The organism is Candidatus Tisiphia endosymbiont of Ditula angustiorana, assembly GCF_964026425.1.
Taxonomy (GTDB): Bacteria; Pseudomonadota; Alphaproteobacteria; order Rickettsiales; family Rickettsiaceae; genus Tisiphia.
Genome location: NZ_OZ032143.1, coordinates 1,233,914 through 1,253,872, shown reverse-complemented (window position 1 = coordinate 1,253,872; position 19,959 = coordinate 1,233,914). Strand labels below are relative to the sequence as shown.

Below are 19,959 nucleotides of genomic sequence, written 5' to 3'. Positions count from 1 at the left end.
TCTTCCTTAAGTTATATAAGGATTAATTATACAAATTTATAGATTTACTATTCAAATACTCAAATATTCCCTCATCCGAACCTTCCACTCCAAATCCTGAATTCTTGCGTCCAGCAAATGCTGCTTTGGCATTAGCAGGTAGTGAATCATTAATTGATACCATACCAAAATCAAGTTTTTCTGCCATTATTTGAGCCGTGGATATATTTTTGCAATATATATAAGCTTGCAATCCATACTCTGTATTATTGGATCGAGCTATAACCTCGTCTATATTAGCAAATTTATAACAGGCAAGAACCGGTCCAAATATCTCTGTTATAAAAATCTCCATATTATCCTGACAGTTGCTAATAATTGTTGGCTCAAAAAAATTATTATGAGCTTTACCTCCACATATGATTTTCCCACCTTTATTTTTAGCATCTTCGATCAATTTTAAAATCTTATCTGTAGCTGCTTTGTTAATCAGTGGCCCTATAACTGATTCAGGATCAGAACCATCTCCTACTTTAAGGTTAGCAAATTTCGTAGTAAGAATCGATAAAAATTTATCATAAATTGTCTCTTCAATAAATATTCTGTTAGGAGAAGTGCAAGATTGTCCACTATTCCTGATCTTTCCTAATATAAGCTCACTTGCAGCCTTCTCTAGATCAACGTCACTTAATACAATAAATGGTGCATTACCGCCAAGTTCTAGAGACAACCGCTTCATAGTAGCACTAGAGTTTTGGTATAATATCCTCCCTACCCTAGTAGAACCAGTAAATGATAATTTACGAATTCTAAAATCATTACAAAATATCTGCCCAATATTATTGGCATCACCTGTGATAATATTTAGTACTCCAGCTGGCATGCCAGCATCACTTGCAAGTTTAGCCAAAATCAATGCAGAAAAAGGAGTGAGTTCCGATGGTTTAAGTATAACACTGCAACCAGCAGCCAGTGCTGGGGCAACTTTTCTTGCTACCATGCTACTTGGAAAATTCCACGGAGTAATTGCACAAACCGGACCAACCGGTTCATATTCGGTAATAATTTTGTGATTTATTGATTTACCAAGCTTGATTTTACCTTGAATATTATAAATATTACTGGCAAACCAATCAATAAACGACGCTCCATATGCTACCTCCCGCTTTGCATCTTCTAATATTTTCCCTTGCTCTAAGGTAATTATACAGGCTAATTCATCAATATTCTCTAATATTAAAGAATGCCATTTTCTTAATATGATGATTCTTTGTTCAAAAGAAGTCTGTGACCAATCTTTAAAAGCTCTAACAGAACTGTGAATAGCACCAACAATTAAATCATTGGGCAAATTTGGTATCGAGCCAATTACCTCGCCATTCGCAGGATTTGATACTTCCAACTGTTCTTGGCAATCTAGCCAATTTCCATTTATGTAATTTTTTTTATTAGACCTCATTCGAAACTGGTTGACGTAGTTCAAAATTATAAATGCCAGAGATCAAATTAAATCTAAGACCAAATCTTTTACGTCTATTTCGATATTTGTCAGCAATAATTTTGAACCGTTTTAGCATACCAATAACGTTTTCATTTAGAACTCTTTCTCCTGCTAACCTACGATTATTCTTTTTATCATTTTTAGTTAAAGGATTTTTCTTGCTTTTTTTCTTTGGTAATTCAGAATTATTGTGAATTTTTTGTATACCTTGATATCCTGTATCAGTAATCGCTTTAACCTTAGGATGGATAAGAATTTTGGATTCCTTAAATAATCTAAAGTCATGTTTTTTACCGTTAGAAAAATCTGTACATATTACTTGGTGTGTTTTCTTGTCTACCACTATTTGAGTTTTTAGTGTATGCCTTTTCTTCTTTCCTGAATAATAGAATTTTTGTTTTTTTTGGGTCTTTCTATAGGACTCTCAGTAGCATCAATCAAGACTACTTCATAATTCATATCACTCTTCATTAGAGCTTTACGACCTGGAAGAGCAAAGTTTGGGTGTTTAACTAGGGTGTCTTCTACCCATTTAACAGCTTTATATGCTGAACTTTCACTAATCCCATAGTTCTGACCTATATGGAAATAAGTACGGTATTCTCTAAGGTATTCTAAGACCATCAGCAACTGTTCCTCCAAATTGAGCTTATTTTTACGCCCACCTTTTGATTTCTTAAGACCATCAGCTTGCCTCAAAATATCCACCATCTTTGAGAATGTTCCCTTCTTTACTCCTGTTAATCGACGAAATTTTTCATCCTCTAACTCTTTAATCTGATCGAATTTCATATTATTACTTCAAATCAGATATTTATAACACCATTCTACATCATTGTCTAGTTTCGAAAGAAGCCTATTATAACCCGGATAGAGGAGATATTATCTTTAATCCATTAGATGCTAGATCTCACAGTTGGGATTTTTGGACTGATACTAGTTTTAATAATAGCTAGTTTTAATAATAGTAATGATCATGAACAAGCAGAATATATTGATCCAAAGTTAGATAAATTTGCTAAAGTACTGTTTAAGTTTAACAAGAAGACTAGTAGCGGCTTTGATCCATTTTGGAATAATAGTAGTGCAGCTATTTTTTGTGCTTGTGTTCAATCCTTAATAAAAGAAGGCAATAAATCAATTACTGAATTGCAGAAAATGTTACAGCTATCTTCTAGGCAATCACTTGAGAAAAAATTAGCTAATACAGTAGCCGCTAGATATTTAACAGCCAGTAATAAGACTACTGCTAGTTCTATTTTATCAGTGTTGGCGACTAGTACTGCTCCTCTAAATCTCTTATTTGACTCTGAAAAAAAGTTTTCCCTGACCAAATATTTTACTGAAGTAACCCAAGGCAGTCCCGCTTGGTTATTCTTGAGTAACAGGCCAGATATGCGAAACGTTACAATGCCGCTAACTAGCTGTTTATTTGAACTAGCAATTTCATGTCTAATTGGCATAGGGATCAATGAAAAAAGACGTATGTGGTTTATTATCGATGAACTAGCGTCTTTAGGTAATTTGCCTAGCTTTCCTACTTTAATATCAGAATCACGAAAATATGGTGGATGCGTTCTTTGTGCTACTCAATCAATTAATCAAATATTCGATAATTTTGGTATGTTGCAAGGCAGTAGTATCTTTGGCCAATTTGCTACTAAGTTTCTCTTTAGAAGTGATGAGCCAGCTACAGCTAAAATTATTACTGAGATATTTGGACAACTGGAATATGCTACTAGCCAAAAAAATACTTCTTATGGAGCTCATGAGCTTCGAGATGGTATTAGCTATAGTGAAAATACTAAACATAAAGCTTTAATCACTACCGATGATCTTGCTACTTTAGCAGATTTAGAGTGTTTTGTTGGACTACCTGAGCCAAAAGCTAGAATAGCTAGAATTAAAGTGCCTTTAGCTGCGGATGTTCCTAAAAAACACCCATATTTTGTTGCTGCAAGTAAGCTTACTGATAATAATTCCATTAATAATCATAATGTTCAGGAAGCTAGTGTTTCTAATATTTTAAATGACCAAGCGAGTATAACAGATGTTGAGCAAGTAGTACCACAAGATCAACGCAAGGATCAACCTTGGTGGCAAGAAGCTAGGCAAGAATATGTTGCTATAACTAACGAGTGTAATACATTAACGAATATTCATGGTAAAAAATGAGTAAAAAAATAACGGCTGACTTTACTACAGTTTATGACAAAGTAGATAAGCACTTTACTACATGTATAGAACTGGTTAAAGAACTGCCATATATTAAACGGGAGGTTCAAGATATTTTAACATCTTTTAGTGATTCCACTAAGCAATATAGTAATAATATTAATATTCAGTTGGAAGATTTTAAAAAAAATCTTTCTAAGCTTAGTGAGGAGTGCTATATTTTAAGCAAAATACCGGAGAAGTTAGATAAAAGCATAATAGCTATAGCCCCTAAAGTTGCTGAGGAAATTCAAAATCACAACCAACTTAAAATAGATGAAATGACTATAGCGATTAATAGCTGTAGTCAAAATCTCAACAAAATTAAAGATGATATTGAGTCTCTTAGGATTAATCGTAGCAAGAATTTCTTTCCTGTGGTAGCGATTAGTCTTAGTTTATCAACTATTACTACAACCACTGTCCTTTATTTTGTGTTACAATGGTTTCCACCACAGCAAAAATATCTAGTTGATAAAGCTCACGATATTCATACAGAAGGAGTAGTACAAATATTTGATATGCAAGGTAAATTCTGTAATAAAGCAAAAATAATCAAGGATTAAATATGCAAATAAAGACCAAATTTGATATGAGAACGGTAGATCAAATTAAAGAAATTGAGTATAATTAATATTATGAACATTTTTATTACTAATATTTGTCCAATATTATCAGCACAGGCACTTGATAATAAACGAGTCCTAAAAATGATAGTTGAGTCTGCTCAATTACTTAGTACTGCTATTTTCTGCAATAGTCAAATTGTCTATCCTGATATTTATAAACCTACCCATTTGAAACACCCTTGTACTATTTGGGCATCTTCAAATAGAAATAACTGGTTTTGGCTTTCTGAACATCTTATAGCTCTTTGTCATGAATATACACATCGTTATCATAAGAAACATAAAACTCAACAATTAATCAGCAACTTACTTAAATATTCTTCGCATTTAATCGACGATAATAATATGACACCATTCGTCAATTGCACTAAATCAGACTATTTACAAATTGATTTTTCTAATCACTCTAATACTTTTAAAGCATATCAGCAATACTTAACTGTAAAATGGAATAACGATATAATAAAACCAAAATGGACAAATCGTTCTATTCCAAAGTGGTATACTCAGAAATATATTCAAAATTATTAACTGATGTTACGCAGCTAACCATTCTCGCCTTTACACTGCCTAATTTTATAAAAATACTTAGTTGTTGTAAATCTTGTGTCTGTTTATCGCTTTCTCTTATTCCATATCTTGTTTTTAAAGCACTATTACTAATTATAAGTTTATGATGTTTCAACTTCTTTAGTAATTAAAGATCGTATCAATGCATTAACCGCTTGCTGCTGCTCTGAACTACGAATTTTCATAAAATTCTTTGAAACCTCTATGTACATATGCTGATTTTCAACAAATACTGGCTGTACAGTATCAGCATCTTCTAAATCTTTATAAAAATACTCTATATTTTTATCTAGTGCTTTAGCAATAAGAACTAATCTACCTATTGATATTCTATTAATGCCTCTTTCGTATTTTTGTAACTGCTGCCCTGTTACTTCTATTATATCCGCCAGTTGTTGTCGTGACAATCCTTTAGCAAGTCTTAGAGAATAAATCTTTTCTCCAATAAGTTGATCGATCTTATGTAAATAGTCATTTCTTCTTGCTATCATTTTTTTAACATTGATGGTATCATATCTTAAAAGCCTTCATTATACTCTTCAAGCTTTCTAAGATTATGTTATGATAAGTTACTTAACGTGTCAATAATTTAATTTATTATTATAAAAGTAACCTTATTTTTACCTTTGATATATAACTAATTTGTTGTTTGTCACAATTCTTCCAAATTTATAATCGTAATTGGGGTAAGGCTAAAAATAGCAACCCATCTTTAGTAAGTTGTTTAAAACCTGTTCCTTAATCCTAGGTCTATATAAATCACACAGCTTATATCTCCTTAATGATTTTTGCCCCACAAATCCATGTTATATTGTTTGCAATATTCAAACATATCAACTGTATTAGGGTGGTGTATGCCAAACTCCTTAATTTGTGACTTGCCAAAGAATTTATAATTATATAAATCTTTGCTTTTACAGGCGGCTTTTGCCCCTTTGTTATATAATTCACTTACTTGAGCAACATTTTTACTTCTATTGCCATATAAATAATGATATATAACAAAAGCTTTTTTATAAGATTCCATAGCTTGCTTAAGCCTATCTTGGGCAAACAAAATATCACCTTGTACTACATAAGTAGCTGCTAAATCAAAATTTTTAGAATAATTTATGTTCTCCGAATTGTTGTTTTCCTCTGCTAACAATATAGCCTTATTAATGTATTCAGAAGCTTTATATACTTTACCTAAACCTAATTTACTTTTTGCCATTTCTGTATAAATACATGAAAATTTAATATCATAATCATACCCTATGAGCTTCTTAGATGTGTTATATAATTGTTGAGCTTGAGCATAAGCTTCTTGATATCTACCAAGACAATTCAGTACCATTACTCTATAAATATAAATTCTGTTAAGGTATAAGCCATTAGCATGGAATCCATTTTTTATAAGAAGCTCAATACTTTGATCTCTATATTCTAAAGCTTCGTTATATTTTCCTTGTGTATAAAATAAGTAAGCCTTTAAAAAATATATTGTATATATATGTTCTACTTCTTGTGTTGCTAATTTTTCAATCTTTTTAAGTAATTCTTCAGCCAATTTTATCTCACCTATGTTTATATACGTTATACATATTTGATGAATTAAATTAAATTTTAGAGCATCATTGCCTTCATCATTATCAAGTGTATATAAAACTTCTAATGATTTAGTAAAATAAGAAATCGCTGTTTCAAAATTTCTTATTAACCTATTATAGATTCCTATTGCCCCTAAATATCTACTGTAATAAAATTTGTAATTCTCAGGCATTTGCCATAATTTAATTTGTTGATTTTTTTGATTAAACCAATCAACCATTTGCTGGATTTTGCTATTATCACCAACGTTTATATATAAAAGTAATAACTCACTTCTTAATTTAAGTATTGTATATATGTTAATATTATATCCTTCAGAATTTTTAAGAATAATTTCTAAGTTTTCTGCTATAGTCTGAGCGGTTCTCCACAAATATCCTGAGAGAGTTCTTGTAGGTTTAGGTAATTTGGCAATAATATTTTCTAAATATATTTTATTATTATCACCATTTAGTTCCATTATTTTATTGCTAACTATGTCATGCATTTCAAAAATAGGGTTATTATCATTAGAATTAATATTAGTTATTAGCATAAATTTAGATAATTGATATATATCGTCATTAAGGGTATCCGGATTATCAGTGATGGCAGTAAGTAATTGTTTTGAAAAACTTTGATTGTTCAATAAAGCTATTTTATTCAGCAACTTTATTGCACTTGGTTTTAATTGTTGAATAACCATATTAATATTTGTTGCTATTTTATCAGTCGCTTGATAAATTTTCTTTTTATATTCCTCTTTATCTAAACCTTTAATTTTATTAAGCAATTGAGTTCCTTGCACTATCAATATTGGGTAACCACTAAAAGATTGCGTTAAAAATTCGATACTATTATTATCCTTGTTGTCTAATAAGTTATTAGCTAAAGCTACAATAGTAGGCCTATCAAGTAGGGTCATTGCTATAATATTAGGTAACTTTTCATTATCTTGCGAACAAAACGCGACATGACCATTATGTTCCCAATCAATTAAATCCTGTACTTTTTTATTTTCATTAACTTTTAAATTATCAAACACCAATAACCACTTATTAGTAGAAGTTAAATATGATATTACTTCTTTTTTTGCTAAAGCAACTTCTTCAGATATATTAGTTTGTTTGATAGTATTGAGTTGTTTGGCTAATTTAACAAATTGCTCGTTCAAATCAAGGTTACAATCAAAAAACCAAATTAGATCATAATTATTTTTATTCTCATAACCATACATCCTAATCAGTTGAGTTTTACCTATACCACTAGTACCAACTATACTTGTTTGTTTATATTTACTTAAATTGTCCTTAATAGTCTTAAGCTGTTGTTCATGATTGACAAAATAACTAACTGGAGTGATTAAATTAGATACTTGTTCTTGAGCAAAAGTATTACTATAAATAATTAGTAATATAAATAATGTTAAAAATTTTTTCATACACTAAGCTTCTGCATATATCTTTTATTTGACTATACCTAATTTTTCTACCATTTACAACAGATGCGACAGCATCCCCCAAGACATCGATTTAGTAAACATTTTCAATGCTTCAAAATAAGATAATAAAACGTCTTATCTTTTAGTAATTTAGTATACTTCTCCTACTTCAAGAGTTGTGTTCACAACTCTTGAAGTAGGAGTTATTTATATCTTCATTAGATTATTTTTTCCCGTGTTAGCTCTGATTGTTTTTGCTGATCTAGCTGTTGTTTTTGTCTATATATCTCTGTTAATCTTTTTTCTATTTCTGTATTTTTCAAATAAAGACCAATTAGCTTATCATTCATCCTATATTCTAAATAAGATTTTGCATCATAAGTATTATTGTTAATTTTTATCATCCCGTGTTCTTTAAGCTCTTGTATTTCAGGACTCAATTCTTTTAGTACATGTGCTTGACGTTCTTTATATAATTGCCTTGTTAGCACAGTTACTTTCTTTGTATCTTTTATTCCTTCCACTAGCATTATTTCAAAATCAGCCCCTCTTATATAAGACCTTATTTCCTGATTATTCATTAAGTCATTTAGATAACTTTGCACGGTTTTAAATTGTTGTTTATTTTCTTTAATTAATATCCCGTGTTCTTTTATTATTTTTATATCTTGTTCAATTTGCTTCTTACAATGTTGTTGACTAAATTTAAACATTAGCGGTGCTACTCTATCCTTTAACTCTGAAGTATTTCGCTTTAATTCCTTAATTAATAATTCTTCTTCCCATATATTATGCTTTGCTATATATAAACTATCCCTTTTAATATTCTCTAATAGATCAGGCTGGCAATCATGCACTCTCCTTTTATCATTGATACTCTCTCCTTCCATCTCTTCTGATATACGATAAGTTAAACTTTGATAGTCCTTACCCACCTTTAAACTTAAGTCCCTCTCTTGCTCGAGGCTATTCAGTAATCCCTTAACTTCTTGTGTTTCTTGCCGCTCCCGCTCTATTCTATTAAATTGTGGAATTACCCAATCTCTAAAACTATCGACCCGTATTTTATCTGCCGCCTTTACCATATCGTCATATTTTAATGGCTTTATTTGATGCTTTAGATCCTCTACATTGAACTTATCATTAAATTTTTGTATTTCATCTATCCTATCCTTATATACTTCAAGTACTATTTTAACTCTCTATTTTTATTGTCATTAATGCTAACAGTTTCTTTAAATGCTTGTTTGAAGCCTTTTTCCTCTCCTATCTTAATAATGTCACTTAAACTATCTGCACTATATGTTTTTAGTTCTTCTAACTCTGAAGTCCATTTATTGACCAATTCAGGGTTTTGTCCTTTATATTTCTCTACTATCTCCTCTATTCTTCTCTCATAACTATTATTCTTAGCCAGTTTTGTTTGAACTTTTTGTACGTAGGTTAAATCTTTTACTACTAAACTTTGCCACCATTTACTACTACAAAGACTATCATATATTTTACTAGATATTTTTACTTTATCATCATAGTCTAGTTTATTACTTGTTTGATTTCTCGCTTGCCTTATTTGATAAGTTTTAATTTGCTGATATACTGTTTGCTCTATGGCTCTTTGGTGAGCTTTAATTATTTCACCCTTTATCCCACTTAATTGTTCTTGATGTAGCAAGCTTATATCCCTGACCATAATATGATATAGCTCTATCCTATCAGCACCATAAGATTCTAAACTTGCAATATGAGATTGATAATGATCGTTATCACCAAAACTACGACCACTACTGCCATAACTTAAAGTTATTTGTTTTTGCTCATACTCATGTTGCAGTTCTGCTATTAATTTTGGTAATTCTAGACACTCTTTATCTTTGATTTTGCTATTCGCAGCTATAGCAACTAGTGTATCTCGGTATAGACTATCTTGTAACCCTAAAAACTCATGTTTACTCCCATCTTTTTTGGTAGTTTCAGCATATTTCATATAATAGTCAGCTTCTGATGAGGTCAGCTTCTCTTGCCAGCTGACTTCTTTTGCAGCTGCTTGTCTTATGTGTTCTATGGCAAGTATAGTACCGCTACTTCTAGCTTGCCACAATATTCTTTCTCCTATCGCTAGTTCTTTCTGTGGTAGTAATTGTTGTAGTCTTGCAGCCATAGACCGACTATAAGATAAGGAACTATTTTGCTGCTGACAATTTATGATAGCTTCCCTGATATTATCTATATTGCAACCTACTGGTAATTGGTCAGCCAAGTCCCATTTATCTAGTAAGATGTCGGTATGGATAGTACCATTAAACTCTAGTCGACTTGGGTCAATGATAGTTACATTGCCAATATGACCATTAGCCTCATTAATCATGTGGCATATTGTTCTAGCCGCTTTGATGCCGGCTTGATCATGATCAGGCCAAATAACTACTCTTCTACCTCGCAATTGCTGCCAATTTGCTTTATCTGCCGAACTACTACCACCCAACCAAGATAGTACAATATATTCGGGCAGTAATTCTTGGGCTTTATCACAGGTCTTCTCACCTTCCACTATTAATATAGTAGTATTTAATTTACTCTTCTGCTCATCTGTTATTTTCTCTATATGATAGATCGGTTTATAACCATTATCACTAAAACCCTTTAACCGCCAAGCTTCTTTATTTAATGATTCATTTTGGCAATAGCTCACAGGTAGTACTTGCTTCGTTCCATCTTGGTTACTTATCAGTCTAACCGTTAAACCTATTAGCTGGCTCTTATCATTTCTGTAATAATAGATGCCTGCAATAGTATTACTTTTCAGCATACCAGCCAAGTGAATATTAGGATCGAATTTAGGTGCAGATTCAGGGACGTAAGGCTGTGCATACCATTCATTGATTAAGTGTGTCACTTTTTCATGCCCATCACTTTCTTGTAGTTGCTTATTGCTGCTGTAGTTATCATTATGATAATTATTTACTCTAGCCCTGATACCAGATATCGAGGCTACTTGCTCTAATGCTTCTAATTTGCTGCAGTTAAGAGCCTTCTGAACAAAAGAAAATATATTGCCTCCCTCTCCAGTACTATGGCGAATCCATAATCCTTTCCTTAAATTCATACTCAAACTGCCAAGGCTAATCTCAACACCACTCCTTTTAAAATTTTTGCCATCACTATTAATCCTTCTAGCATAGCTTTCAAAAATATTACGATAATTATATTCACTCAAACTTTGGATAACTTCATTGAAGTCTAATCTCTCATTCCTAGCTGCATTAATGCTATCATATTTGTTAGTTTCTAGTCTAACTTTACCGTCTCTTACTTCCTCTATTTTGTTGCTAGTTATTTCTTTCTGATCTTCACCTTGAATATCAGCCGAGATGGATATTAGTTCTGCATCATTAATATAGTTATAATATTCATAAATAAGCCCTTGTAGATCATCTTCTTTTGCTAGTGCTGCCAAATTTTCTATAGTTAATTTTCCCTCCTTTTGTAAAAGGTAAAGCTGATCCAAAAAGCTCTGTTCATATTTATTAGGCAAACTATCAGTTAACGACGTTATTTCTGCTGATAAGCTCTCAAGTAACTTCGGATAGTTTCCTGCTGTTAGTTTATTTTGTAGTTCTTGTGCTTTAATTGCACCTTGCTCATAATTTCTGAACCTTTTAGCTATGACCTCAAAATTGTTAATAGCATCTTTCCGACGCTGGCTAATACTCAAAATGTTACCAAAGCCAATACCTCTAAAATTACCCAGTAATTTAGGATTTTTCTTTACTTTAGAAATGGCATCTGCTAATTGCTCATACCGGCATTCTACTAACAAATCTTGCCATTTCTGCAGTATTTTTGATACAGGAGTTTTATATATACGACTTAAGAATTCAGGGAATAATTTTTCCCGATAAGTAATTATTTCTGCTAGTTCTTTTTTTATCTCTTGATGCTCTATATTAGTCTTTTCTAATAGTTCAGTTCTCTCTGTTAGTAACAGCTTGGTTTCAGTAATAAATTCATTGAGATCAGCCAAATTAGTGGTAAAGATATTTATCAAGTTTGTATTATTTAAGGAGTCGGTACTATCATTTTGGGTGGAATGCAAACCATGACAAATCTCCATCATTTGTCCCCAATGATTATTTGTAATTAATGTTGCTCCTTGATTGATGTTGTTCAAGAAGTATTTATAAGTTGAATAGCCGGCATGTTTTTGGATTGTCTGATAATTTAAATTAAGCTGGATAAGTCTATCACCCATCCTTACTTGATCCTTAACATCGCTACCTCCTGCGTCTTTAATACTGACACTACCATAATAATTATCACAAATAATTTTAGCATGTTTTTGCAACTTCGCCTTTGCTTCTTGTAGTTCCTTATAGATAGTTTCTAGTTCCTCCCTATCATACTCTGACAGATATTGCCAAATAAGCTGATTACGCTTCTCTTTTGATAATGTTGCCCATAATATTTTTTTATTACTAATGTCTTTACTATCAATCTTTTCATCAACCTCTCTATTAAACATTAAATCATACGGGTCTATAATAATTTCTCTAACATTCTGTATCTCGATATTAGCACTTTGCTTAAATAGCACACATAGTCCAACTAGTTTAATAGGCATTTCTTGACGCTCTCGCCATTCTTGTATCTTACCACGTAAATCAAATACTTCTCGTCTAGAGTCTAAATAATTCTTAATTACTTGTTGATTAGGGGTTAAATTATCAAGCTTACGGTAATCAATCGCTAAATTATTATCTACTCTTCTACTGATCCCTAACATTAAACCAATATACCAAGTAGGTATTTCTTCCCTAACTAACTTTGAATCTTTTCCACCTGATACCTTATAGGCAAAACTTACGCTATGTAAGGTTCTAAATAGCGTAAAGAGGGTGAACGTAACTGCTGTTGCATATAATGATCTAAAAGCCCTAACTTTATTTGATAAACCGTCTTACCTATTTTGTGTGCAGTTCTTTTTAGAAAAGCCCACACTAAAAATGCACAACTAATGTGATTACGCTGGATGCGTTGTTTTCTGCATTGGCATCGTTCTATACCGGTAAGTTGCTTGATTTCTCTATGCATGCTCTCAATTACCCAACGAAAGCCACACTCATCTTGTACGGCTTTAGAAGATTTTTGAGTTTTGTTATTGGTAACAATATAATCAACTCTGTTGGTAGAAACAGTAAGTTTAAACAAATTAACATGCTTATCTTTTGCAAAGCCCTTTATATGAATCTCCACTCCGCTCTTAATTTCCTCATCTGAAAACGTTAACTTGCTAACAGCTTTATAAGGCTTAGAAGAGGAAGTTTTAGTAACGTTTCTATTTGCTTTAATAGGAGCATAATAATATTTACCCAAGGAATCAACATGTTGCATAATTTTATGCGTAGCATACCATGTGTCAAAAAGCACAGTTTGAAAAGGAATCTTTTTGCTATACACAGCATTATTTAACATATTTAATAGGTGTTCTACTTTTGTCGCTCCATCATGTTCGGGCGAAAAAATTCGGTAATCTATTACCCAAAACTTATTAATATCCGATTATAATATACCAAACTTACTACTCCTATACCAGTAGTAATACCACCTGTAGCCCCACTGTACTGTGATCTAGCAATTTCTATTTTCTTGGTATTTCTTTTATTTAACACCGTATCATCAAATATTGTATATCCGTTAGGCGATAAAATAACATCATCCTTAATATGTTCCCATAACAAAGAAGGTGTATATTTTTCATTTTTTAAAAATCTATTAATAACATCATGGCTACATTTTTTGGCATGTTCAGCATAGTAGGTCAAACTATAATTCTTTTGACTCACTATTAGAAATTGACAGTAATCTGTCCTATTAACTGGTATTGCTTGCAATTTTATCCTCTTGGCATTTGTAAATTATACTCAACATAATTTACCATTTTTTTTCTCATAGCGTAAGTTTTGTAGGTATACTCAATTAACCTGAAGAGTTGGCAAAATGATTAAAAGTTATAGTCTGAAATTGGTCAGTTATAAGAGTAAGCAAATTACCTTTGTATTTATCAATATTACCAAAAAATCTATCTATAGCTTCTGAGAATTGAGCAAAATTATGGTAAAATTTATTATTTGTTACAATTCTATGCATAAATTTCCATAATCGTTCAATCGGATTAAGATTAGGGCTATAGGGAGGTAAAAATACTAATTCTATTTTGCTATTTACTAGATACTCCTTTACTTTCTTTGACTTATGATACCCAGCATTATCACAAATCAAATATATCTTCTCTTTATTAGGATTTTCTGCTTCTAATTTTTGTAGAAAATTGATTATATAATCACCGTTTACTTTAGGATTATCTGTGCTAACTAATTGCAAATCAGATAAATTAATTGCTCCTATTAAATGCTTCCTTTTCCAGCCACTAAATGTTGGTAAAGTTTTATTTTGATTCTTTCTGATCCAACCATAACGGGCTTTTGTTTGATACTGAGGATGAACGCTATCCATAAAATATATAGCTTCTTTAGCCTTGAGATTACCTTTTAACAAACTATATTCTAGCTTAAATAGTTCTTGCTTATCTACATCAAGCTTGCCGGGTACGATCTTTGGCTTTTTATATACAAAGCCTAATCTCCTTAATAGCTTTGTTACTCCTGCTATTGTATAGCTAACACCGTATTTTTCTTCTATGTAATTGCTGATATCTTTGGCATAAACATAATTACATATTTCTAAATGCTCTATTAACTCTTTCTCTTCTAGCTCACTTAGCTTACTTGCACTACCACCGTTAGCTGTCTCTAATTTATTAAATTTTTGATAATCTCTTACATGCTTTCTTATAGCTTCTTCACTTAACAGCAATGCTTCTGCTATTTCTCCATAGCTCCAACCTTTATCATACAGCAAAACTGCCTTAATTCGGTCACATACTCTCCTATCTCGTTCATTACCATGACGTGACTTCAGTGCCGTTCTTTGTTCAGATGTTAAAATATTTCCCATTATCATATTCTAGCTTCTTTCCTCTCTTCCTTCAACTCTTCATTTATGAGCAGTATATATGATTCTATACTAAACCGTTCCCGTCCTTTTGCCGCATCTTCTTCCACTCTTCTATAAACTATATCTTCTAATACATCTCTAGCTCCATACAGTTTTACTTCATATCTAAACCTACTCATCAACACATTAAATGCTTCATAACCCATAATAGCTTCATGGTATATTTTCATATAGTCCACTGTTTCACCTTGTAGCTTATATCCAGTAACTGCATAACCATATTGAAATTGAACTGGATATAGTGGGTCAGATGTATCAATCTTGACTATCTTCTTACTGCCATCTGCTTTATGTACTAGCAATTGCACGCAGCCATGACCAAACTTATCGGACTTATTAAAATCTATAACTGTTGCTACCTCGCCATTTAGTACTCCATTAAACCCCTTATATTCTGCCTTGTTACTGGTAAAAACTATTTGCTCACCTCGCAACAATTCTATCATCTCATGGCCAGATTTAAAATTACCACTCAGTCCCTTTAAAATACCAGCCTGTTTTAACTTCTCTCTAACTTGTATGTTAAAATAATTCACAGCCACATTAGTATAAGCACCTATTACTATCGACCTAATCGACACTAAATCATCTCTAGCTAAATTCTTGGCTTGCTCTAAATACTCATTAATATAATCTGTTACTAACGCTTCTTTAGTTACTTGTACATTGTCATAAATATTAAATACTCCAAGCCCTTGATAAATCTCTAATGCTTTTTCTATCTTATAAAGACCCATTAGCTTGGTAGCTTGCCTTTGTAGTCTCATAGTCCTTACTATTACCCACAAAATAACAATGGTGAAAAAGAAGTAAAAATAATATACTGATTTGCAATTAAAATATTACATTGTAGAGGTATAGTATGAGTCAAGAAATAATAAATAATTATTTGACCGAGGAATTTAGTGGAGCTATTTTGGGTGATAAAAGGCTGACAAATAGGTTAATAAAGATAGCTGATAATTTTGCAAATATACCTGAAAGCTCAATTAATCAAGCATGTGGAAATTGGGCAGAAACAAAAGCAGCATATCGTTTTTTTAAAAACGATAATGTTAAGGAATCAAAAATATTAGAAGCCCATATTGCTAAAGCAGTAGAAAGAATCAAAGAGCATGATAAAGTTCTTGTTATACAAGATACTAGTTATATCACATATACTAGTCATAAAAAAACTACTGGATTGGGTGTGTTATCAAGAAAAGAGGGAAAGAATGTTAAAAATATTGAATGTAAAGGTCTGATAATGCATACTGCCTTTGCGGTTGCTACCAATGGATTAGCACTTGGGTTGTTGGATCAAAAGATTCACAATAGACCAGCAGTGCCTGAAGAAATACAACAGTTAAAAAAAACTAGTCATGGTAATGCGGTACATATTAAAGATAAAGAAAGTATGAAGTGGCTTAATGCATTACAGAACACTATTAATGCAACGAATAATAGTAATACCCAAATTATAACTGTTTGTGATAGAGAAGCTGATATATATGATTTTTTTGAATTGGCACAAGCTCAGAAATCTAAAGTTTTAGTTAGAGCTGCACAGGATAGAGAAATAAATAAAAAGTCAAAATATTCCAAAAAAGATAGACAATATTTGTGGAAGGTAGTATCGGGTTTCCAGTGTGCTGGAGAAATAGCAGTTAAAGATACTAGTCAAGAAAATAAAGCTAATAGGATTAGACATTTGGAAGTTAGATTTGGAAAATTTATAATGAATCCTCCTGTAAACAATGTAAGACATAAAACAGAAACATTGCCAAATTTACCAGTATATGCCATCAATGTTATTGAGCGTCGTCCCCCTAGTGGAACAACACCATTAGAATGGATGTTACTAACCAATATAGTTATCAATAATTTTGAAGAAGCTATAGAGAAAGTAAGATGGTATTGTTTAAGATGGAGAATTGAAATTTTTCATAAAATTTTAAAATCTGGATTTAGGGTTGAACAATGTAGACTTGCAACAGGAGAAAGATTAATAAAATACTTGACAATCATGAGCATAATTGCTTGGAGAATTTTTTTTATTACTTTAATTGGCAGAACTAATCCTAATCTACCATGTAGTGTAATATTAGCTGAAGAAGAATGGCGAGTTTTGTATGTAAAGATACACAAAGCAGCTCCCCCTAATAATACAATTCCTACAATAAAAAATGCTATAATATGGGTTGCTAAATTGGGTGGGTATTTAGCAAGAAAAAATGATCTAGAGCCTGGTCCTATTGTATTGTGGAGAGGATGGCAACGGTTATTTGATCTAGTTCAAGGTTATCAATTAGCTAACTCTAATATTTGTGGGTAATAGTAAGCTCATAGTCCAGTCGTCTTGGTGTTTATGACGCATCACTTCAGTTAATGTACTTACCTTTGCAACAGTGCATATCTTCTTAAAAGCCCCAGCCATACCAACTGCAGCAAACTGATTATTATCACCCACTATTATCGCTTTTGACCCTGACTTTAATACTGTATACTCGATGAAAATCAACAATTGCGTTGTTGTTGTCCAAGACCTGCGGTGCTCACGTACTAATGTACGCTGTGCTCCTCGGCTTGGACACTCCTAGCACTTGTTGATTTTGATCTTCGTCTACCAACTCTTCATTTACGAGCAGTATACTTAGTAAATAGTCCATATTTGCCAATTCGACCATACTAGCTTCATCTATGATTAATATGGTCTTATCATCTAACTCTCCACTAATATTTTGATACGAACTCAAACTACTCTCTATTCTGTCTTGATGTTGATATTCTATTTCCTTATAATAATCAGAACGCAGCACTAACTCAAACGTTTGCCCCTTAGCTTCTTGCCATTCTTTACGCAGTAGTGCTATATTCTTTGATTCAATACCCGTACTACTTGCTAGAACTTGTGCAGCGGTACTACTTGGGGCTGTTCCTATTACCCTGTAACCCGCCTTGTTATACTGAGATACTATTTCCCGCATGACAAAAGTCTTACCAGTTCCAGGATATCCTTCTAATACGCTGATATCTTTACCATTGACAATTTCTCTTACTGCTTTACGTTGCTCATTTGTTAAAGGCTCGCATTGTTTATCAATTAACTCTATCTTTAGCCCTGTTTTGTTGTTTACCACTTCCTGCACAGCAACACCAACTTGCCGAATAATAGCAATTAATTTCTTCCCTATAGAAAGCTTATCTATTGCTCCATCATCAATAGACAGATTATGTTTCTCACTATGCTGTAACTCCTCTACTATCCCAATAAATCTTTGCTCTAACTCTGCCCTTTTGGTTAATGCGTATAAGGTACGACCTTTTAAATCACTAAGATTTATTAAACTAATCTTATCAGACGCCAGCAATTTACTATAGAGCAACATAAATTCAGTAGAATATTCTTGATTCAATAGTTCTATATCTGATAATACTGGACTATTATTATCAGTAACACTATTATCACTGCTATTGTCAACGCTACTAATAGTAGCAATATTAATAGTATCTTCCGTACTAGGTACGCCGCTATCTTGCTTACTACTAGGCTCTGTTACAATAGTTGTATCTATAGCAATATCTTCCTGAATATTCTCTTGTACTAATTGCTTGCTTAGCTCTCTTAAATTTTGTTGAAATTTTTGCTTATCAATACTACCATCTGCACTATTTTCCATTTGTTTTTCTGCTTGACCTAACTCCAAATCTATAGCTAACGTATCGGCTAATGCTATAGCAATTTCTTCCTTAGTAAAAACTGGCTTGTTAATTGATAATTTCTGAAAAACTAATTCTATATCTTCTTTAATCTTTGTAGCATTTTCTTTTAGTATTTGCACATTTGCTAATTTTAGCTTCGAGTCTTTTATATACCACGCTGTTCCTTCATGGATAGTCGGTATTAAATCAATTCCTCTTGCTTTATGCGATAAATGTGATACCTTAGCTAAATGACCATATTTTTCTAAATATTGGTTGATGAAATAGGCTACATTTTCCCGATAATAATATAAAAATTTCTTCTTCCCCATTCACGTCCTTTCTCACCAAAAATTACTTCGCCATTTTCTAAACGTAGTAGTTTTCTAGTAGTCATCTGAATGTGGGCATGAGGATTATTTGGATTGTCATAATGAATGTTTATATCTGCTATCATGCCATGGCTAACTAGGCACTCAGAAGCAAAGTGTTCGGTAAGTTCAGTATTCTGTTGTTGAGTTAATTCCTTTGGTAAGGCTATGGTCAGCTTTCTAGCAGTCTCAGCATTTTCTCTTGTTTCACTACTTTCTGCTCTATTCCATAATTCTTGTCTATCATACACCCAACTAGGAGCTCCCTCTGGAGCTAGAATTACGCTATGAACAAGTCCTTTCTTGCTGCTAAAATTATAGGTAACAGTACGCTTTTCTCCTGTTTTACGGTCAGTTGTAAAAAACTGCAATTTACTTCTTGAAATATAGCTACTTGCTGCAACTGCATTTTGTCCTTTGCTTCTTCGTACTTCTGATTTATTACAGTGATATATTGCCATTGCTATTACCGCTATAAGCTGTAAGTTTTGGGTAATAGCAATGACAAAAACTGAATCTTTGAGCGCAGGCAAACTAGGTTTACCTAGTTTGCCCAAGTGCGGGTAGAGGGATTCCAAAAGCAAATGCTAAAACCTAACTTGTAACTACATAGTTTATTTTATTGGCAAGCTTTATATAGGCAGCAGAATGCTCCTTAAGTGGGTTGTTTAGGTAGGATAGGTGGGTGAAGAAAAGAGAAAATGGTTTATCTAAAAAATAGCTATAGGTGGAAAATATTAATTGATTGTAAAATAAACGAACTGTATAAATTTAAGAAAAAGTAGCTATAATTTTATTGAACTGGTAGTAAGTTAAATGTATTACAAATTACTTTATTAAAAATAAGCTTTTTGTAATAATAACTGCAAGCGTGAAAATTGGTCAGAAAATTTAATAAAAATACTTCTTTGTTTAAAAAGGCAAAAAATTATA

At 32.2% G+C, this 19,959-nt stretch carries 18 protein-coding genes; 5 read left to right on the top strand and 13 right to left on the bottom strand.

All coding sequences use genetic code 11. The features are described from left to right. Window positions 1–22 precede the first annotated feature (22 nt). Together AAGD29_RS05905 and AAGD29_RS05900 are read right to left on the bottom strand one after the other, a co-directional pair. Window positions 23–1,438 carry an NAD-dependent succinate-semialdehyde dehydrogenase gene (locus AAGD29_RS05905; protein ID WP_341757437.1) on the bottom strand — a complete coding sequence of 472 codons (1,416 nt, stop codon included), beginning with the start codon at window positions 1,436–1,438 and terminating at the stop codon, window positions 23–25. Continuing rightward, window positions 1,428–2,272 (bottom strand): IS5 family transposase gene (locus tag AAGD29_RS05900; RefSeq protein ID WP_341757436.1). Its coding sequence is split into 2 segments (ribosomal slippage): window positions 1,428–1,885 and window positions 1,885–2,272, totalling 846 coding nucleotides; the frame shifts between segments, so codons are not numbered across the junction. Before AAGD29_RS05900 ends, AAGD29_RS05905 begins: the two co-directional genes overlap by 11 nt. Here AAGD29_RS05900 and AAGD29_RS10295 point away from each other — a divergent pair. The 4 genes from AAGD29_RS10295 (at window position 2,266) to AAGD29_RS05885 (ending at window position 4,854) form a co-directional block, all read left to right on the top strand. Continuing rightward, window positions 2,266–2,436, top strand: a complete 171-nt coding sequence (locus tag AAGD29_RS10295; RefSeq protein ID WP_410521195.1) for a type IV secretion system DNA-binding domain-containing protein — start codon at window positions 2,266–2,268, stop codon at window positions 2,434–2,436. The genes AAGD29_RS05900 and AAGD29_RS10295 overlap by 7 nt on opposite strands. Then, entirely contained in the window at window positions 2,381–3,655 is a 1,275-nt protein-coding gene (locus AAGD29_RS05895) for a type IV secretion system DNA-binding domain-containing protein (RefSeq protein WP_341757435.1), read from the top strand. The genes AAGD29_RS10295 and AAGD29_RS05895 overlap by 56 nt, the downstream gene beginning before the upstream one ends. Next, window positions 3,652–4,260 (top strand): hypothetical protein, encoded by a 609-nt coding sequence (locus AAGD29_RS05890; RefSeq protein ID WP_341757434.1) that lies wholly within the window; start codon window positions 3,652–3,654, stop codon window positions 4,258–4,260. Before AAGD29_RS05895 ends, AAGD29_RS05890 begins: the two co-directional genes overlap by 4 nt. 72 nt (window positions 4,261–4,332) lie before the next feature. Further along, window positions 4,333–4,854 (top strand): pyrimidine dimer DNA glycosylase/endonuclease V, encoded by a 522-nt coding sequence (locus tag AAGD29_RS05885; protein WP_341757433.1) that lies wholly within the window; start codon window positions 4,333–4,335, stop codon window positions 4,852–4,854. Between the two features lie 140 nt (window positions 4,855–4,994). Here AAGD29_RS05885 and AAGD29_RS05880 read toward each other — a convergent pair whose 3' ends face one another. From AAGD29_RS05880 to AAGD29_RS05845, 8 genes are all read right to left on the bottom strand, one after another. Continuing rightward, window positions 4,995–5,381 (bottom strand): helix-turn-helix transcriptional regulator, encoded by a 387-nt coding sequence (locus AAGD29_RS05880; RefSeq protein WP_341758765.1) that lies wholly within the window; start codon window positions 5,379–5,381, stop codon window positions 4,995–4,997. Window positions 5,382–5,671: 290 nt separating this feature from the next. Then, entirely contained in the window at window positions 5,672–7,903 is a 2,232-nt protein-coding gene (locus AAGD29_RS05875) for a tetratricopeptide repeat protein (protein ID WP_341757432.1), read from the bottom strand. 218 nt (window positions 7,904–8,121) lie between these two features. Further along, window positions 8,122–8,988 (bottom strand): hypothetical protein, encoded by an 867-nt coding sequence (locus AAGD29_RS05870; RefSeq protein ID WP_341757431.1) that lies wholly within the window; start codon window positions 8,986–8,988, stop codon window positions 8,122–8,124. Window positions 8,989–9,092: 104 nt separating this feature from the next. After that, window positions 9,093–12,683 (bottom strand): toprim domain-containing protein, encoded by a 3,591-nt coding sequence (locus tag AAGD29_RS05865; RefSeq protein ID WP_341757430.1) that lies wholly within the window; start codon window positions 12,681–12,683, stop codon window positions 9,093–9,095. A 77-nt stretch (window positions 12,684–12,760) separates the two neighbouring features. Beyond that, on the bottom strand, window positions 12,761–13,372 hold the full coding sequence (locus tag AAGD29_RS05860; protein WP_341757429.1) for a transposase: 612 nt from the start codon (window positions 13,370–13,372) through the stop codon (window positions 12,761–12,763). A gap of 62 nt (window positions 13,373–13,434) precedes the next feature. Continuing rightward, window positions 13,435–13,791 (bottom strand): hypothetical protein, encoded by a 357-nt coding sequence (locus tag AAGD29_RS05855; RefSeq protein WP_341757428.1) that lies wholly within the window; start codon window positions 13,789–13,791, stop codon window positions 13,435–13,437. An 85-nt stretch (window positions 13,792–13,876) separates the two neighbouring features. Continuing rightward, a complete protein-coding gene (locus AAGD29_RS05850; RefSeq protein ID WP_341757427.1) occupies window positions 13,877–14,914 on the bottom strand; it encodes an IS630 family transposase in 1,038 nt (345 codons plus the stop codon). A 2-nt stretch (window positions 14,915–14,916) separates the two neighbouring features. After that, on the bottom strand, window positions 14,917–15,741 hold the full coding sequence (locus AAGD29_RS05845) for a hypothetical protein (protein ID WP_341757426.1): 825 nt from the start codon (window positions 15,739–15,741) through the stop codon (window positions 14,917–14,919). Between the two features lie 95 nt (window positions 15,742–15,836). Between AAGD29_RS05845 and AAGD29_RS05840 the strand changes: the two genes are divergently transcribed. Continuing rightward, window positions 15,837–17,288, top strand: coding sequence for an IS4 family transposase (locus tag AAGD29_RS05840; protein ID WP_341757292.1), 1,452 nt, complete (start codon window positions 15,837–15,839; stop codon window positions 17,286–17,288). Here the strand turns inward: AAGD29_RS05840 and AAGD29_RS05835 are convergent. Genes AAGD29_RS05835 through AAGD29_RS05825 form a run of 3 tightly spaced genes read right to left on the bottom strand, consistent with a single transcriptional unit; the run spans window position 17,262 to window position 19,559 of the window. Then, a complete protein-coding gene (locus tag AAGD29_RS05835) occupies window positions 17,262–17,477 on the bottom strand; it encodes an AAA family ATPase (RefSeq protein ID WP_341757425.1) in 216 nt (71 codons plus the stop codon). The two genes, AAGD29_RS05840 and AAGD29_RS05835, sit on opposite strands and share 27 nt — an antisense overlap. Window positions 17,478–17,508: 31 nt before the next feature. Beyond that, window positions 17,509–18,987: an AAA family ATPase gene (locus tag AAGD29_RS05830; RefSeq protein ID WP_341757424.1), complete on the bottom strand. Its 1,479-nt coding sequence runs from the start codon at window positions 18,985–18,987 to the stop codon at window positions 17,509–17,511. After that, complete coding sequence (locus AAGD29_RS05825) at window positions 18,945–19,559, bottom strand: MobA/MobL family protein (protein WP_341757423.1); 615 nt, start codon at window positions 19,557–19,559, stop codon at window positions 18,945–18,947. Before AAGD29_RS05825 ends, AAGD29_RS05830 begins: the two co-directional genes overlap by 43 nt. Window positions 19,560–19,959 lie beyond the last annotated feature (400 nt).

Excerpts from the sequence above, each read along its gene's own strand:
- AAGD29_RS05905 (WP_341757437.1), bottom strand. The coding sequence starts at position 1,438 with ATGAGGTCTAATAAAAAAAATTACATAAATGGAAATTGGCTAGATTGC.
- AAGD29_RS05895 (WP_341757435.1), top strand. The coding sequence starts at position 2,381 with ATGCTAGATCTCACAGTTGGGATTTTTGGACTGATACTAGTTTTAATA.
- AAGD29_RS05890 (WP_341757434.1), top strand. The coding sequence starts at position 3,652 with ATGAGTAAAAAAATAACGGCTGACTTTACTACAGTTTATGACAAAGTA.
- AAGD29_RS05885 (WP_341757433.1), top strand. The coding sequence starts at position 4,333 with ATGAACATTTTTATTACTAATATTTGTCCAATATTATCAGCACAGGCA.
- AAGD29_RS05875 (WP_341757432.1), bottom strand. The coding sequence starts at position 7,903 with ATGAAAAAATTTTTAACATTATTTATATTACTAATTATTTATAGTAAT.
- AAGD29_RS05870 (WP_341757431.1), bottom strand. The coding sequence starts at position 8,988 with ATGGTAAAGGCGGCAGATAAAATACGGGTCGATAGTTTTAGAGATTGG.
- AAGD29_RS05865 (WP_341757430.1), bottom strand. The coding sequence starts at position 12,683 with ATGTTAGGGATCAGTAGAAGAGTAGATAATAATTTAGCGATTGATTAC.
- AAGD29_RS05860 (WP_341757429.1), bottom strand. The coding sequence starts at position 13,372 with ATGTTAAATAATGCTGTGTATAGCAAAAAGATTCCTTTTCAAACTGTG.
- AAGD29_RS05850 (WP_341757427.1), bottom strand. The coding sequence starts at position 14,914 with ATGGGAAATATTTTAACATCTGAACAAAGAACGGCACTGAAGTCACGT.
- AAGD29_RS05845 (WP_341757426.1), bottom strand. The coding sequence starts at position 15,741 with ATGAGACTACAAAGGCAAGCTACCAAGCTAATGGGTCTTTATAAGATA.
- AAGD29_RS05840 (WP_341757292.1), top strand. The coding sequence starts at position 15,837 with ATGAGTCAAGAAATAATAAATAATTATTTGACCGAGGAATTTAGTGGA.
- AAGD29_RS05830 (WP_341757424.1), bottom strand. The coding sequence starts at position 18,987 with ATGGGGAAGAAGAAATTTTTATATTATTATCGGGAAAATGTAGCCTAT.